Annotated in this window: 13 protein-coding genes; 5 read left to right on the top strand and 8 right to left on the bottom strand. The window is 74.0% G+C overall.

Annotated elements, in window-relative coordinates; genetic code table 11:
• The first annotated feature begins 162 nt into the window (after positions 1-162).
• Positions 163-1,164, top strand: coding sequence for a pseudouridine-5'-phosphate glycosidase (locus WA762_RS28930; protein WP_335939467.1), 1,002 nt, complete (start codon positions 163-165; stop codon positions 1,162-1,164).
• 452 nt (positions 1,165-1,616) lie between these two features.
• Complete coding sequence (locus WA762_RS28925; protein WP_335939477.1) at positions 1,617-2,537, top strand: carbohydrate kinase family protein; 921 nt, start codon at positions 1,617-1,619, stop codon at positions 2,535-2,537.
• Between the two features lie 392 nt (positions 2,538-2,929).
• Here WA762_RS28925 and WA762_RS28920 read toward each other — a convergent pair whose 3' ends face one another.
• From WA762_RS28920 to WA762_RS28905, 4 genes are all read right to left on the bottom strand, one after another.
• A complete protein-coding gene (locus WA762_RS28920) occupies positions 2,930-3,577 on the bottom strand; it encodes a nucleoside/nucleotide kinase family protein (protein ID WP_335939466.1) in 648 nt (215 codons plus the stop codon).
• Positions 3,578-3,584: 7 nt separating this feature from the next.
• Entirely contained in the window at positions 3,585-4,142 is a 558-nt protein-coding gene (locus tag WA762_RS28915; RefSeq protein ID WP_335939465.1) for a hypothetical protein, read from the bottom strand.
• A 274-nt stretch (positions 4,143-4,416) separates the two neighbouring features.
• A complete protein-coding gene (locus tag WA762_RS28910; RefSeq protein ID WP_335939475.1) occupies positions 4,417-4,854 on the bottom strand; it encodes a cupin domain-containing protein in 438 nt (145 codons plus the stop codon).
• 457 nt (positions 4,855-5,311) lie between these two features.
• Complete coding sequence (locus WA762_RS28905; protein WP_335939464.1) at positions 5,312-6,058, bottom strand: winged helix-turn-helix transcriptional regulator; 747 nt, start codon at positions 6,056-6,058, stop codon at positions 5,312-5,314.
• A gap of 86 nt (positions 6,059-6,144) precedes the next feature.
• Here WA762_RS28905 and WA762_RS28900 point away from each other — a divergent pair, with 86 nt between their 5' ends.
• Positions 6,145-7,356, top strand: coding sequence for a pyridoxal phosphate-dependent aminotransferase (locus WA762_RS28900; protein ID WP_335939463.1), 1,212 nt, complete (start codon positions 6,145-6,147; stop codon positions 7,354-7,356).
• Positions 7,357-7,386: 30 nt separating this feature from the next.
• Complete coding sequence (locus tag WA762_RS28895; protein WP_335939462.1) at positions 7,387-8,064, top strand: cysteine peptidase family C39 domain-containing protein; 678 nt, start codon at positions 7,387-7,389, stop codon at positions 8,062-8,064.
• A gap of 445 nt (positions 8,065-8,509) precedes the next feature.
• Here WA762_RS28895 and WA762_RS28890 read toward each other — a convergent pair whose 3' ends face one another.
• Together WA762_RS28890 and WA762_RS28885 are read right to left on the bottom strand one after the other, a co-directional pair.
• The gene (locus tag WA762_RS28890; protein WP_335939461.1) at positions 8,510-9,241 is read right to left on the bottom strand and encodes a DUF7873 family protein; all 732 of its coding nucleotides are present in this window, start codon (positions 9,239-9,241) and stop codon (positions 8,510-8,512) included.
• Between the two features lie 246 nt (positions 9,242-9,487).
• Positions 9,488-9,955, bottom strand: a complete 468-nt coding sequence (locus tag WA762_RS28885) for an HXXEE domain-containing protein (protein ID WP_335939460.1) — start codon at positions 9,953-9,955, stop codon at positions 9,488-9,490.
• Between WA762_RS28885 and WA762_RS28880 the strand changes: the two genes are divergently transcribed.
• On the top strand, positions 9,935-10,327 hold the full coding sequence (locus tag WA762_RS28880) for a TetR-like C-terminal domain-containing protein (protein WP_335939459.1): 393 nt from the start codon (positions 9,935-9,937) through the stop codon (positions 10,325-10,327). The genes WA762_RS28885 and WA762_RS28880 overlap by 21 nt on opposite strands.
• A 20-nt stretch (positions 10,328-10,347) precedes the next feature.
• Here WA762_RS28880 and WA762_RS28875 read toward each other — a convergent pair whose 3' ends face one another.
• Together WA762_RS28875 and WA762_RS28870 are read right to left on the bottom strand one after the other, a co-directional pair.
• A complete protein-coding gene (locus tag WA762_RS28875; RefSeq protein WP_335939458.1) occupies positions 10,348-11,814 on the bottom strand; it encodes an SWIM zinc finger family protein in 1,467 nt (488 codons plus the stop codon).
• Positions 11,811-14,879: a DEAD/DEAH box helicase gene (locus WA762_RS28870; protein WP_335939457.1), complete on the bottom strand. Its 3,069-nt coding sequence runs from the start codon at positions 14,877-14,879 to the stop codon at positions 11,811-11,813. The genes WA762_RS28875 and WA762_RS28870 overlap by 4 nt, the downstream gene beginning before the upstream one ends.
• Between the last annotated feature and the right edge of the window lie 324 nt (positions 14,880-15,203).

Genomic DNA, 15,203 nt, shown 5'->3' with positions numbered 1-15,203 from the left:
GAGGAGGCAGCCGGGCGGAGCGACGAGGAAACCTGGAAGAGAACGGAAGAAAACGGAAGAGAACAAAGAGACAGGAGAACAAGAAAACGAGGGAACTCACGCGCGAGAAAGGTGATCCCGCCGTACGTTTGAGGTCGGCACACCCGCGACAGGGATGTGAACATGCCATTAGATGCCTCGGACAGCGCCCACCCCTATGCCCTCGTCCTCTCCCCCGAGGTACGGGCGGCCCTCGCCACGCACCATCCCGTCGTGGCCCTGGAATCGACGATCATCGCCCATGGCCTGCCGCGTCCCCGCAATCTGCGGGTCGCCGAGGAGCTCGAACGGCTGGTACGGATCTCGGGGGCGGTCCCGGCGACGATCGCCGTGCTCGACGGGCGGGCCCATATCGGTCTGGACGGTTCCCAGCTGGAGAGGGTCGCCGGTGATCCGGCGATGCGGAAGCTGGGCCACCGCGATCTCGCACCGGCCCTGGCGACGGGCGCGAGCGGGGCGACGACCGTGTCCGCGACGGCGTTCCTGGCCGCCCGCGCCGGGCTGCGCGTCTTCGCGACCGGCGGCCTCGGCGGCGTGCACCGGGAATGGACGCGGACCCAGGACGAGTCCGCGGACCTGCGACTTCTCGCACGGACCGGGATCACGGTGGTGTGCGCGGGGGTGAAGTCGATCCTGGACGTCCCCGCCACCCTGCAACGCCTGGAGACGCTGGGCGTCGGAGTCATCGGCTACGGCACCGATCAGTTCCCCGGCTTCTATCTGCACAGCTCGGGCGAGCCGGTCGACTGGACGGTGCGGACGCCCGCGGAGGTGGCGGAGGTGATGCGGGCCCAGGACGCGCTGGACGGCCCTCCGTCCGCGCTGATCGTCGCCAACCCCGTGCCGGCGGCGGACCAGTTGGATCCCGAACTGCACGACCGGGTGCTGTCGGAGGCCCTCGACGCGTGCCGGGAGCGCGGCATCTCGGGCCAGGCCGTCACTCCGTTCCTGCTGGACCGGCTGACGCGGCGGACCGATGGCGCCTCGCTGGAGGCCAATCTCGCGGCCGTGCGCGGAAACGTGTCACTCGCCGCGCGCATCGCCGGGGCGTGGACGGCTCGCAGCCAGGACACGGCCGCGCGCCCCCAAGACGGGGACACCCGGGCGCACGACGGTGCGCGGTGAGCGGCAGAGAACCGGCGCGCACGACGCGCGAAGCCATTCCGTCACGCGCCGGGAGCACGGCCGATCTCGAACGCGTCGGCAGCGGGACCGGCCGCCCGGAGCATACGGACAGCGGGACCGGTCCGGAACGTACGGGGAACGGGGACGTCGCGGAACACACGGGGCAGAGGACCGGTCCGGAGCATACGGGGAGCGGAACCGGTCCGGAGCATACGGGGAGCGGAACCGGTCCGGAACACACGGGAAACAGGGACGTCGCGGAACACGCGGGGAACGGCTGCGCACCGCCGCATGCGACAGCCTGTTCCCCGCCGCCGGGCACGGGAGTCCGCCCGGCGCCGCCGGGCGCGGGTGCCCGCTTCGCGACGCCGGGCGTCGGAGCCCGCTCGGCGCCTTCGGGGCCTTCGGCCGTGGGAGTCCGCGCCGCGCCGCCGCGCGCCGGGGTCGTCGCCGTGCCGTCTCCGGGCGGCCCGGCGACGACCGGTGGCGGGCTGCTCGTCATCGGTGACGTGGTCACCGACGTGGTCGCCCGGCACGCGAAGGAACTGGCCCACGGCACGGACACCTCCGCCCGGATCCGTACCCTGCCGGGCGGCGCGGGCGCCAACGTCGCGTGCTGGGCGGCGCGTTCGGGCTGCCCCGAGGTGCGGCTGCTGGCCCGGGTCGGCGCCGACAGTGCGGCCTGGCACCGGGACGCGCTGCGCCGTGCGGGGGTGCGCGGCCTGCTGGCCGTGGACGACGAGGCGCCGACCGCCACGGTCGTCGCCCTCGTCGACCCGGCGGCCGAGCGCACCTTCCTCACCGACAGCGGTGCGGTGCTGCGTCTCTCCCCCGACGACTGGTCGCCGTCGATGCTCGACGGAGTCGGCCACCTCCATCTCTCCGGTTACCTGCTCTTCGCCGCGACGAGCAGGGCGACGGTCCTGCTCGCCCTGCGAGAGGCGCGGCGCCGGCGGATCACGGTCAGCGTCGATCCCGCTTCGGCCGGGTTCCTGGCCGAACTGGGCGCCGACCGCTTCCTGTCGACGGTGGCGGGCGCCGACATCCTGCTGCCCAACGCGGACGAGGCCCGTCTGCTGACCGGCGTTCAGGAACCGGCTGACGCCGCCGCCGAGTTGAGCCTGTGGGTGCCGCGGGTGGTCGTCACGCTCGGCGGGGGCGGCGCCCTGCTGGCGGTGGCGGGCACGGTGACGGGGCGCTTCCCCGCCGTACCGGTACGGGGAGCGGTGGACACGACGGGCGCGGGCGACGCGTTCACCGGCGGCTTTCTGGCGGCCCTGCTGTCGGGAGCGGACGACGCCTCGGCCGTGGCGGCGGGCTGCCGGTCGGGGGCCGAGGCGGTCACCCTGGTGGGCGGCCGCCCGGGTCCGTGAGACCTGCCGAACGGACCTGCCGAAACGGACCGGGTGCGCGACGCGTCCGCCGACGGACGGCCGGCAGCGGGCAACGGACGGCCGGCAGCGGGCAACGGGCAGCGGGCAACGGCAGACGGCAGAAGACGGAAGACGGAAGACGGAAGACGGAAGAAGACGGAAGACGGAAGGCAGACGGCAGTCGGAGCCCGGTGACCGGGTTCCAGCGATCAGGGCCCGGCGACCACGTTGCGGCGATCGTCGGCCAGGGGCCGCCCGCATGCCCCCACCGGGCGGCCCCGTCTCTCTCCCACCGGGACGATCCCGTCTCCCCCGATCCGCCTTATCCGGCCGATCCGCCCGATCCGGCCTCCCCCCGCTCCCGTCTCCCCCGGCCTGGCTGACCACGGCCGCTACTCGGTCCGCCGCCACCCCGTCCACGCCGGGCGCAGCGGGTCGTCGGCCCGGACGACCGCGTCCGCCTGATCGCCGGGGGCCACCTCGTCCTCGTACCGCGCGAAGGCGGGCAGGCTCCAGTGCTCGGGCTCCGCGGTGCGCCGGCGCAGTGCGCCCGGCGACAACCGGAGGTGGACGCTCAGATCGAACGGGAACCAGTGCCCCAGCAGCAACGGGCCGTGCAGCACCAGCACGCCGCCCTCCGGGAGATGCCGGTACGGGCTGCGGGTGGCCCGGTCCGTCACGGGATCCCACAGGTCGGGCAGCACCCGGCCGCTGCCGCCCGCCGCCAGCGGCTCGAACACCTCGCGCCACAGCGCGCCCGTGTCGAACCAGCCGCCGTAGTAGGAGTCGGGGTCCTCCTTGCCGTACTCGTACCGGAGGCTCGCGGGCCGGAGGAACCCCTCGGTGGACACGACGAGCACCGCGCGCCCCCGGACCCGCAACGCCTGTGCGGTGCTCTCCGCCAGCTCCCCCGTACGGGCCGCCGGGGCCCCGTCGACGGCGACCTTCAGCCAGGGACCGGCGTCGGCCGGCTCCAGGCCGTGGACCCGCGCGGCGAACTCTTCGGCCAGTCGCTCCCAGGTGATCGCTTCGAATCGCACCCGACCATCATCGCTTCCGTCCGGCGCCCCGGTCCCGGTCGTGCGGCGGGCGGACCGCCGCCGCGCCCGCGTCGCCCAGCCGGTTGCGGACCAGGAGCACCACCCGGTCGGCGAGCGGGCGCAGTCCCGGGTCGCGGGCGGCCGCCGCTTCGGCGAGACGGCCGATGTCGTGGTCCCACAGCCCGGTGACCTCGTCCGGCGCCCCGACGCGCCTGAACCCGCGCTCCAGCAGCCCCCGAGCCGTCAGCGGCTGGTCCCGCAGCACGGCCTTGGCCGCGGCGACCGCGTTGGCGAGGGCGCTCGCGGGACGCGACCAGTCGTCACCGCGTTCCCCGGGAACGTCGCTGCGTTCCCCGGGATCGTCGCCGTGCTCGTCGGTGTCATCGCCGCGGATCTCCAGGTCGACCCGCCAGAAGAGCGGCAGCCCGCGGAAGGCGGCGAAGAGCAGCCGTCGCCCGTGCGCACACCGTGACTCCGGGTCCGTGCGGAGGGATTCGAGGGGGCGCACCGTTTCGAGCACGTCCCGGGCGGCGGCGACACAGGGGCCGAAACGGTCGTCGGGCACCGTCCAGACAAGGTCGATGTCGCTGTACGCGTCCGCCGTCCCCCGGGCGAGCGAGCCCCTGAGGTTTGTGTGCGAGCCGGGGCAGTACGCGGCGAGCGCGCGCAGCAGCTCCCGCGCGAACGCGTCGCGCCACGCCGGATCCAGCTCGTCCGCGTCCTGGGGGTGTCCCGCTCCGCCCGCTCCATGGGCACGACGTCACGTCGCACCGGCGTCACCGGACACCAGCGATCGGCACCCGCACCGATACCGGCGCCATGCCGCTCCGCGCGGGGGACTACTTCGCGCCGCAGTCCGGCGCCTCGGCGTCGTCGGAGAGTTCGCTTCCCTCGGGCAGCAGATAGGTCGCCCAGAGCACCACCGGCTCCGACCCCAGATTGCGCCCGATGTGGCGGTGCCGGGCGCCGGACGGCTCGATGAACGACGAACCGGCGGGCGTCACCTCGACCGAGCAGTCGTCCAGCGTGCGCGTCAGCGTCCCGGACTTGACGACGGCGATCAACTGCCCGCGGTGGGTGTGCCAGCCGGTGGAGCCGCCCGGCTCGACCGTGATGGTCCGGAAGGTCACATCGGTGCGGCCGCCGGGGGTCTTCACCTTCAGTTTTCCGGCCGATGTGCCCTGGGCCAGCACCGTGCCGCTCACCCCGCTGCCGGGGGTGGCCATGGCCGCCGACGACGTGAACCCGAGCACGGCCGCGCAGCCGCCCATGGCCATGGCCCGGGCGAGCCGCCCCGGCCGCGTCCGTGTGCCGGGGCGCTCGCGCCGCTCATCCGTTCCGGGTCGCTCGCCCGTTCCGCGCTGCTCGCCGGTTGTCCGCTGTCCGCCGGTCGTCACGTACGGCTCCTCCGCCTCGGTGTCCGGGAGGCCGACGCACCGGGCGCCTCGGTGCTCCGGGCACCTGGCACGGGGTCGCGGCGGTGCGCCGGGCCCATCGGGGACCCCGGACGCTCCAGCGGTCCGGAGTCGGCTTGATCTTCGCCAACGCCCCTACGCTACCCAGGAGTTGATCAGACCAACCCTTGCCCGCCGACCCCACGGGGCGCACGACCCCCACGGGCTCCGCAACCCCGCGCGCAGTACGCACTGTGCGCCGCGCCCCACCGCACCCCTTCCGCACCCGGGCGCGCCCCACCGCACCCCTCCGCACCCGGCCGGGACCGTACGGCCCCGGTCACTCGCCCCGGAGTTCGGCGGCGAGCGGCCCGTCCCCGGCCACTTCGGCGCGCCCGGCCCGAACTGCCTCGGCCAGCGTCAACTCGCCCCGGCCGAGCGCGAGACACGCCTCGACGTCGAGCGCGATCCGGGCGTCGGCGCGGGCGGCGGGGCCGTCCCCGTACACGGCCGCTTCCGACGGCCGCCGCTCGCCCGGACTGTCCGGACCGTCCGCGCCGGCGGCGGCGTCTTCCGCACCGCACCCCGCACCGGCCGCCGCGCCGCCCCCGGCGCGTACATGGAACTCGCCCTCGTCCAAGTGGACTTCGACGACTCCCGCATGCGTCGTCCGATCCAGCACGCGCAGCAGCGGGAGCGCGAACCAGTGTGCCCGCACGGCGTCGGTGGGCCGCCGCTCGGCCAGCGCGGGCGCGCCCCATTCGGCGAGCGCGGCGAGCACCGGCAGCAGCCCGCGGCCGCGTTCGGTCAGTTCGTACACCGAGGCCGCGGCGGGCGGCGGCAGCCTGCGGCGGGTCGCGAGGCCGTTCTGCTCCATGTCCTTGAGGCGGGAGGCGAGGACGTCCGTGCTGACGCCCGGCAGGTCGGCGTGCAGGTCGGTGTAGCGGCGCGGGCCCGCCAGCAGTTCACGGACGATCAGCAGGGTCCACCGATCGCCCACGGAATCGAGGGAGCGCGCGGTGGCGCAGAACTGGTCGTAACTCCGGCGGCGGGGCGGGCGCGTTGCGGGCTGTTGCTGACGTGGCATGCGACGCAGTCTAGACATGTTGTTGGACTTTCCAAGCCTGAGCTTGGTAAAACCAAGTATCGCAATCAGGTCGGGGAGGCCACCGCATGGAATTCCGGCAGTCCAGCAAGCTCGACGAGGTCTGTTACGAGATCCGGGGCCCGGTCATCGAGCACGCCAACGCCCTGGAGGAGGCGGGCCACAGCGTGCTCCGCCTCAACACCGGCAACCCCGCGCTCTTCGGCTTCGAGGCGCCGGAGGAGATCGTCCAGGACATGATCCGGATGCTTCCGCAGGCGCACGGCTACACCGATTCGCGCGGCGTCCTGTCCGCGCGCCGGGCGGTCGTGCAGCGCTACCAGGCGATGGGGCTGACGGAGGTCGGCGTCGACGACGTCTTCCTCGGCAACGGCGTCTCCGAGCTGATCTCGATGGCCGTCCAGGCGCTGCTGGAGGACGGCGACGAGGTGCTGATCCCCTCCCCCGACTACCCGTTGTGGACGGCCGTGGTGACCCTCGCGGGCGGCAGGGCGGTGCACTACACCTGTGACGAGGCGTCGGACTGGAATCCGGACCTCGCGGACATGGCCTCGAAGATCACCGACCGGACCAGGGCCGTCGTGATCATCAATCCGAACAACCCGACCGGCGCCGTCTATCCGCGCGAGGTCCTCGACGGCATCCTCGATCTGGCGCGCGCCCACGGCCTGATGGTGTTCGCCGACGAGATCTACGACCAGATCCTCTACGACGACGCCGAGCACCACACCGTGGCGTCCCTCGCCCCCGACCTGCTCTGCCTCACGTTCAGCGGCCTGTCGAAGACGTACCGGGTGGCGGGGTTCCGTTCCGGCTGGCTGGTGATCTCCGGTCCGCAGCAGCACGCCCGCGGCTATCTGGAGGGGCTGACCACGCTCGCCTCCATGCGCCTGTGCCCCAACGCGCCCGCGCAGTACGCCATTCAGGCGGCGCTCGGCGGCCGGCAGTCGATCCGGGAGCTGGTGGCGCCCGGCGGCAGGCTGTGCGAGCAGCGCAACCGGGCCTGGGAGAAGCTGAACGAGATCCCGGGCGTGTCATGCGTGAAGCCGAAGGGCGCGCTGTACGCGTTCCCGCGCATCGACCCGAAGGTGCATCCGATCGTCGACGACGAGAAGTTCGTCCTGGACCTGCTGCTGCGGGAGAAGATCCAGGTCGTGCAGGGCACGGGCTTCAACTGGCCGCGTCCTGACCACTTCCGTATCCTCACGCTCCCGTACGCTGACGATCTGGACGCGGCCATCAGTCGCATCGGCCGCTTCCTGACCGGATACCGCCAGTGAACGAACCTCGCCCCTGATCGGATGCCCCTGGTGACCTGCTCCGTATGCTCCGTGCCCGTCCTCACCCAGTTCGCCTCGCCCGACCTGGTCGGCCCGATCGTCGAGGGCGCGGCCGATCCGGCGACCGACCCGGCCTGGGCGGAATCGGGCGCCGCGTCCCGTGCCGAGTACGCGCGCTGGGCGGGTCACCTGTGCGGTGTGACCTGCCTGCGCATGGCGCTGGGCCCCGGCGCCCCGTCCCTGTTCGCGCTGCGTGACGGGGCGGTGAAGTACGGCGCGTACACGGAGGACGCGGAGGGGGTGATCCGGGGACTGATCTACGCGCCGTTCGCGGAGTACGCGCGCGAGGTGCACGGCCTCGACGCCGAGGTCCACCGTCACCTGTCGCCGCAGGAGATCCCCGGTCTGCTGGACGACGGCCGTGCGGTCCTGGCCTCGGTGCATCACGGCATCCGGAAACCGCATCTGCCTCCTCCGGGGCGCGGCGGGCATCTGGTGCTGCTGACCGCCCGCACGGCCGACGGCGGCGTCCACTTCCACAACCCGTCCGGCATCACGGCCGGCACCCGGGCCGCCGACCTGCCGTTGTCCGACTTCGAGCGCTTCTTCGCGGGACGCGGGGTGTCGCTGGGGGTGCGCGACGCGGCGTCAATCGAATGCGGGGGGACGTCGGCGGTGCGGGAGGCGCCGTCGGTGACGCGCGGGTGACGGACGGGGCCGTGAGCGGCCCGGAGACATGGGAGAGCCCGGGGGCGTAGCCGGCCCCCGGGCCCCGAAGGTGCCGCCCATGCGGCACGCCGACACTTTTAAGGTCCCGTGTCAGGTTGATGTCGTCGCGTCCTGCCTTTAGACCATCGGAGACCGTAGCTCTCCGAGCCGGAGTCGAACCGGCATTTCGACGCCCGTGGGCACGGGACCGTGCGATTCGGCGATGGGCGGCGAATGCTGAGCCTGGAGCAAGAGTCTGAGATTGATCACGGTCTGCCTCTGCCCGTTGGGCTATCCCGGCCCGTCCGCGCGCCGGGGCGCGTCGAGTGCCGGGAGGAGGACTCGAACCTCCACTGGAACCGCGTCGTCACGACAAGCCTCAGCTTCAGCTTGCGCTCCTCGCGCACCCCGACCGTAATGGGACGGCCGGGGAGTTCATGGTCGGTCACCCGAAGAGGTAACCGAATATCGCATCACCCACCCGCTGGTCGACGACGTCCACGCCATTGGCCTCCTCGCGGGCGAACTTCACGGCCTGCTGCAGCTTCTCCACCCGGTCCAGCAGTTCGTTGACGCGCCGCGCCGGGAGGGCGCCGGAGAACTTCACGGTCGTCCAGTAGCCGATCGGAATGTCCTCGTAGTACACCTCGACCTGCGCCGGGTGCTTGTCGGTCGCCTCCGCCTTCACATGGTTGCGGGGGACCTTCTTCGTGCGGAGCGTCCGCACCGGCTCGGTCTTCCAGGAGTCCGTCGACGGATCCTGGACCCATCCCTCGGCGGCGTCCAGCACCGGGAGCTTGCGAACGAAGGTTCCGATGTCCGTCAACTGCTTCTCCAGGAAGAGCAGATACGACACGGGCACGTCGCTCACGAGCACCTGCCCGTCGACCTTCACATCGGCGCGGGCGGTGCAGTTCGCCCAGTCCTTCGTGGCGGTCACATCGAAGAGGCGGGTGAGGGTCGCCGCGGTCTGCCGCAGCACGTCCTCGGCCTTGACCTGCACCAGGGTCGACTCGGGCGGGAGCTGCTCGCCCTCCTCGTCCTTCGGCTGGTAGGTCCGGGAGATCCCGGCCAGCAGACCGGCCTTCTGAAGACCGTGATGCGCAGCGGTCAGGTCCTGGTGAGCCTTGGACTTGACGCCCTTCTCCACTGCGATGATCTGATTGAGTTTCGCCACGTCGGCGAAAGTAGCAGCGCCGTCGTGACGGAAGCCATCGGTTTTCGACAACAGGCGGTCGATGTACGGCCATCGCCCGGTCAGTACCGATCCGCACCGATCAGGGGGCTGCGGAGCACCGCGTCGGCGGATGCGGTGCGCGGGAAGGCGCACGCCGAGGCCCGGTCGCCCTTCGGCCGCTCTTCGGCTGCTCCTCGGCCGCCCTTCGGCTGCTCCTCGACCGCTCCTCGGCCCGCGTGCGCCCGCTCAGCCACGCCTCCGCGTGATCCGGCGCGCCAGCGCATGGGCGCCCACGACGATCGCCGGGAGCGCCAGCGCCGCGGCCGGCACGGTGGCGCCGCCGGGCCCGCCGCCGGCCGCCCTCAGCCGCCGTACCGCCCAGAGCGAGTACGGCAGGACGACGACCGGCGCCGTGACGACGCCCGGCGTGTAGCCCCGGTACGCCGTCGACTGGACCATGTGCGCGACACCGTGCAGGCCGAATCCGGCGAGCGCTGTCCGGAAGAACGGGCTCCGGCCCCCGGTCCGCGCGCCGTCCGCCGCCGCGGCGGCCACGACCGCGCCAACCAGCCCGATGGCGGCGCCCACCTCCCGCTGCGAGAGGTCCAGTCGGGCCCAGACCCGTTCGGGCGCCTTCGGGAACCGTTCCCGGAGGCGGGGCCCGGCGGTGCGCGCCCACCCGGGGCGGCGCTGTTGCGGGCGGCGCTGATCCACGCCCGGGTCCTCGACGTCGACATCCCCGACACGGGCGGTCTCCGCGGCGACCTCGTCGCCCTGACCGAGCAGATCGTCGCCCTGCTCACCGGCCCGCGCACCGAGCCGGTAGCCCGCGCCCTGCTCTCCGGCACGGGCCTGCCGGACGACGAACTCGGCTCTCTCACACGGGACTTCTTCGCCGACCGGTTCTCCCGCGAGCAGCCGGTGTTCGCCCGTGCCGCCGCGCGCGGCGAGCTTCCGGAACACATCGATCCGATGCTGCTGCTGGACCTGCTCGCGGGCGCGGTGTGGGTACGGGTGCTGCTGCGCCGTGAAACGCCGCCGCCAGGCTTCGCCCGCGAGATCGTCGACGCGGTGCTGCCCCGCTGAGCGGGCGCCCGGAGCCGGAGTCAGCCCCCGCCGAGTGCCAGGAGCGCGCCGACCGGGTCGGTGTCCGGGTCGGCGCGGGGCCACCAGTCGTCCTCGCCCGGCTCGGACTCGTAGCCGTACCAGCGGCCGTCGTGGCCGAAGCGGAGCTGGAGCGTCCCGTCGGGGTGGGTGAGGCGGTTGCGCCAGGGCTGGAAGCGGGGGAGGTCGGCCGCCGCCAGTGCGGGGCGCGCCCGGTCGAAGGGGCCGGCCGGGGGGTCCCAGGGCGTTTCGAGGACGGCGAGCCCCTCGGCGCCGCCCTGACGCCAGGCGGCGACCGCCCGGGCCAGTTCGGTGGTGGTGCGGCCGGTGGCGTACGCGAGTTCGCGGTAGAGGGCGCGGGTGGTCGCCGTGAGTCCGGCGGTGTGGCGGGATGCGGCGAGGCGTACGGCGTCCTGCCACGGGGTGAGGCCGTGGATCGGGTCGGTCCCGGTGGTCAGGAGGGTGTGCGCACGCGCCGCGGCGTCCGTGGCGAGGTGGTCGAGGGCGAGCGGATCGCGGGCTCCGGGCAGGCCCGGGTACGAGGGCGGCTGCCCCGGATGCGGCAGGACCGGGAGCGGGGCGGGCAGCGGCGGGAGCGACCGGCCGGCGAGTGCTTCGCGGGCGGGCACCGACGGCGTGGCGGGGGCGGCGGGGCGTTCCCGGGCCTCGTGCGCGGCGTTGCGACGGCCGAGTTCTTCGAGGAGTTCGCGTTCGCCCCGGCCGCGCAGCAGCAGGAGGACGAACGGGTCGGTGTCCAGGAGCCGGGCCATCTGGTAGCAGAGAGCGGACACGTGTTTGCAGGGCCGGCCGCGGTCGGGGCAGGTGCAGTCGGGGTCGAGGTCGCCCGCCGCGGGCAGCAGCACGATGCCGGCCTCGGCCGCCGTGTCGACCAGCGAGTGCGGCATCTCCTTGCCGAGCAGCGCGGCGAGGTGGCCGGGTCGGGCGGCGACCGCGTCGAGGAAGGTGTCCCAGTCCGGGTCGGTGAACGTCCGCAGGCGCAGTTCGCTGCGGTAGGGGCGGGGGCGGCTGCCGTGGATGTAGGCGACGACCCGGCCGGGGGTGACGGTGATCGCGGCGACCTTGCCGCTGTCGGCGTACGCGCGGCCGCGGGCGAGCCGTCCCTCGTCCATCGACAGGGACTCCAGGGCGGCCACCCAGGCGCGGCCCCACCAGCTGTCCGCGAAGGGGCCGTCGCCCTGGGAGGTGCGGGGCGGCACGGCCTCGAAGGTGCGGCGCAGGTCGTCCGGGCCGGGGCGGGGGCGCACGGCCGTACGCGGATCGCCGGCGGTCCGGCGGACCTCGGGCCGGGGGTCGGCGGCGGCCGGCCGGCGGGCTTCGGGACGGGGCCCGGGGCCGGGGAGGACAGCGCGGCGGGCCCCGGCGCGGGAGCCGGCGGCGGCCGCTCGGCGGGCCTCGGCGCGGGGGTCGGGCGCGGTGGGCCGGTGGTCGGCCCCGGGCAGGGGGGTCATGCCGGTCTCCTGAGCGAGACGAGGTCGGCCAGGTCGCGGTCGCTGAGCTCGGTCAGCGCGGTCTCCCCGCTGCCGAGGACGGCGTCGGCCAGGTCCCGCTTGGACTTCAGCAGCTCGCCGATCCGGTCCTCGACCGTGCCTTCCGCGATCAGCCGGTGCACCTGCACGGGTTGTGTCTGGCCGATGCGGTAAGCCCGGTCCGTGGCCTGTTCCTCGACGGCGGGGTTCCACCAGCGGTCGTAGTGGATGACGTGGGCGGCGCGGGTGAGGTTCAGCCCGGTGCCGGCCGCCTTGAGGGAGAGCAGGAAGACGGGGACCTCGCCCGACTGGAAGCGGTCCACCAGCCGTTCCCGTTCGGCCACCGGCGTACCGCCGTGCAGGAGTTGGGAGGGGATGGCCCGCGCGGCGAGGTGGGCGGAGAGGAGCCGGGCCATGGTCACGTACTGGGTGAAGACGAGGACGGAGCCGTCCTCGGCGAGGATCGTGTCGAGGAGTTCGTCGAGCAGGGCGAGCTTTCCCGACCGGCCGGTCAGGCGGGACGGCTCCTCCTGCAGATACTGCGCGGGGTGGTTGCAGATCTGCTTGAGCGAGGTCAGCAGCTTCATGACCATCCCGCGTCGGGCTATGCCCTCGGACGCCTCGATGAACGCCATCGTCTCGCGGACGGCGGCCTCGTAGAGCGTCGCCTGTTCCCGGGTGAGGAAGACGGGGTGGTCGGTCTCGGTCTTGGGCGGGAGCTCGGGGGCGATGCCGGGGTCGGCCTTCCGGCGGCGCAGGAGGAAGGGACGGACCAGGCGGGAGAGCCGTTCGACCGCTTCGTCGTCGCCGAGCCCGGCGGCCGTCCCGGTGTTCTCGACGACACGGGCATGGCGGGCCCGGAACGCCTTGAGGGGCCCCAGCAGCCCGGGGGTGGTCCAGTCGAGCAGGGCCCAGAGTTCGGAGAGGTTGTTCTCGACGGGGGTGCCGGTGAGGGCGACCCGGGCGGGGGCCGGGATGGTGCGCAGCGCCTTCGCCGTGGAGGAGTGGGGGTTCTTCACGTGCTGGGCCTCGTCGGCGACGATCATCCCCCAGCTGTGGCCGGCCAGTTGGGGCGCGCTGGAACGCATCGTGCCGTAGGTCGTGAGGACGAAGCCGCCGTCGGGCTCTGCCAGGGTCCGGTCGGTGCCGTGGAAGCGGCGGACGGGGACGTCGGGGGCGAAGCGGTTGATCTCCCGGTGCCAGTTGCCGAGGAGGGAGGCGGGGCAGACGACGAGGGTGGGCGCGGGGTGGGCGCGCCGCAGGTGGAGCGCGATGAGGGTGATCGTCTTGCCCAGCCCCATGTCGTCGGCGAGGCAGCCGCCGAGGCCGAGCGAGGTCATGCGGTCCAGCCAGGCGAGGCCGTGGAGCTGGTAGTCGCGGAGGGTGGCGGCGAGGCCGGGGGGCGGGGCGATGGCGGCGGTGTCGGCGGTGATGCGGTCGCGGAGGGCGGCCAGGGCGCCGACGGGCACCGCCTCGACCTGCTCGCCGTCGACCTCGGCGCTGCCGGTCAGGGCCACGGCGAGGGCGTCGACCGGATCGAGCAGCCCGAGCTCCCGCTTGCGTGCCTTGCGGACGAGCGCGGGGTCGACGACCACCCACCGGTCGCGCAGGCGGACCACGGGGCGGTGAGCCTCCGCGAGGGCGTCCATCTCCTGCTCGGTGAGCCGGTCGTCGCCCAGGGACAGCTGCCAGTCGAAGGCGAAGAGCTGCTCGGCGTCGAAGAACGAGGTGCCGTTGGTGGCCGAGCCGGGCGCGGGGCGCACGACGGCGGTGGCGGTCAGGGAGCGGGCCAGCTCCCTGGGCCAGTGGACGCCGACCCCGGCCGCGGCCAGCCGGGCCCCGGCGTCGCCCAGCAGCTCGTACAGCTCGTCCTCTTCGAGCGCCAGCACATCGGGGACCGGCTGTTCCAGCAGTCGCTCCAGCGGGGCCCAGACGCGGGCCGCCCGGCGCAGCGCGAGAACGGCGTCGATCCTGGCCCGCGGGCCGAACGGCTCGCCCGCTCCGCCGTGCCACAGGGCTGCGGCGTCGACGATGTGCGTCGGGTCGGCCAGGCTGTGCACCTGGGTGATGGCCGCGGCGGCGTGCCGAGCACGGCCGGGACGGACCTGCGGCTCGTCGCCGGGAGCGCCGTCGGAGTGCGGGCGGTCCTGGCCGGGGCGGCCGTCGTCGTGGGCGGCGTCGGTGGCGGCCGTGTCGAAGAGCTCGTATGCGGACAGGTCGAGGCGCAGCGAGACCCGTACGCCCGCGTCGAGGCCGGCGGCGACGTCGACCGCCCAGTCCCGGGCCCCGGGCAGGCGCTGGGCGTCGCGGGCCGCGAAGGGCGCGCCCATCGCGTACGCGGCGGCGGGGGTGCGGGGCAGGGTGTCGGCCACGGCGTCCAGGAACGCCCCCAGCAGCCATTCCGGGTCGGGGAGCTGGAGCGGGGTGCGGTCCGGGAGGGGGACCGCGTACCCCTCCGCGGGCATGGCGGCGGCGATCGCCCGCAGGTGGGCGATGTCCTCGGCATCGCGCGGACCGGCCCGCCAGGCGTCGAGGTCGTCGCCCGTCAGCCCGGGAAGCAGTCTGCCGCGCGCCACCAGGTTGAGCGCCTGGAGCGCGGCGGCCCCCCAGCAGCGGGCGGCGGGGTGCGCCGCCCCGTGATGCCGGGCCCGGACCAGCAGGGGCAGGGCGTCGGCCACGGGCAGCAGGACGGCGGGCACCGTGCTCCGGCGGACGGCGGCCCGCTGTCCGTGTCTGCGGACGACCGTGATCTCACCGGCCCGGGGGCGGGAGGCCGGGTCCCCGGGATCCGCCTGACGCTCGTGGGCGCGCTCCGGCTCCCCGGCGTGATCGTGGGCCCGGGCGTCCGTCGGACCCGTGGCCCGCTCGTGGACGGGCACCGGCTCCTCTGAGTGATCGGGGGCGCGGCCCGGGTCCGGCAGGGGGCCGCCGTCGGGGTCCCAGAAGGCGACGAGTCCGTCCCTGGGCAGGGGCGCGGGCAGGAAGACGGCGGCGCAGCCGAGAAGACGCGAGGAGGAGCCCTCCGGCTGGTGTCGAGCCGTGGCCATCGATCCCCTCCCGTCCCGCTCCGGTCGTCGTGATCACCTTGATCCTCATGACTCCTGCCGAGTCTAGGCGGGGGGTCTGACAACCGGACTCGCGGCAGCGTCATCGCAGGTCGGAGGCAGTACGCACCTGGTACGGGACTACTGGCCGGACCACGGCGGGCCGTCGCCGCGGCCCGGTCCGCCGACGCCCGCGACGATTCCGGTCAGGGTCAGGCCGGCGCCGACGGCAGGGAACCCGGAGACCCATGAACGCCGGGGCCGCCGGGAACGCCACGAACACCAAGGACACCAAGGATGCCGAGGACACCGAGGACGCCGAGGAAC

The organism is Streptomyces tyrfis (genome assembly GCF_037034285.1).
Taxonomy (GTDB): Bacteria; Actinomycetota; Actinomycetes; order Streptomycetales; family Streptomycetaceae; genus Streptomyces.
This window is presented reverse-complemented; position numbering and strand designations above follow the sequence as displayed.

What these genes read in the sequence shown, in the direction of transcription:
- WA762_RS28905 (WP_335939464.1), bottom strand. Translation starts at nt 6,058, where the DNA reads ATGCCACGTCAGCAACAGCCCGCAACGCGCCCGCCCCGCCGCCGGAGT.
- WA762_RS28900 (WP_335939463.1), top strand. Translation starts at nt 6,145, where the DNA reads ATGGAATTCCGGCAGTCCAGCAAGCTCGACGAGGTCTGTTACGAGATC.
- WA762_RS28930 (WP_335939467.1), top strand. Translation starts at nt 163, where the DNA reads ATGCCATTAGATGCCTCGGACAGCGCCCACCCCTATGCCCTCGTCCTC.
- WA762_RS28875 (WP_335939458.1), bottom strand. Translation starts at nt 11,814, where the DNA reads ATGACCCCCCTGCCCGGGGCCGACCACCGGCCCACCGCGCCCGACCCC.
- WA762_RS28910 (WP_335939475.1), bottom strand. Translation starts at nt 4,854, where the DNA reads ATGGCCATGGGCGGCTGCGCGGCCGTGCTCGGGTTCACGTCGTCGGCG.
- WA762_RS28870 (WP_335939457.1), bottom strand. Translation starts at nt 14,879, where the DNA reads ATGGCCACGGCTCGACACCAGCCGGAGGGCTCCTCCTCGCGTCTTCTC.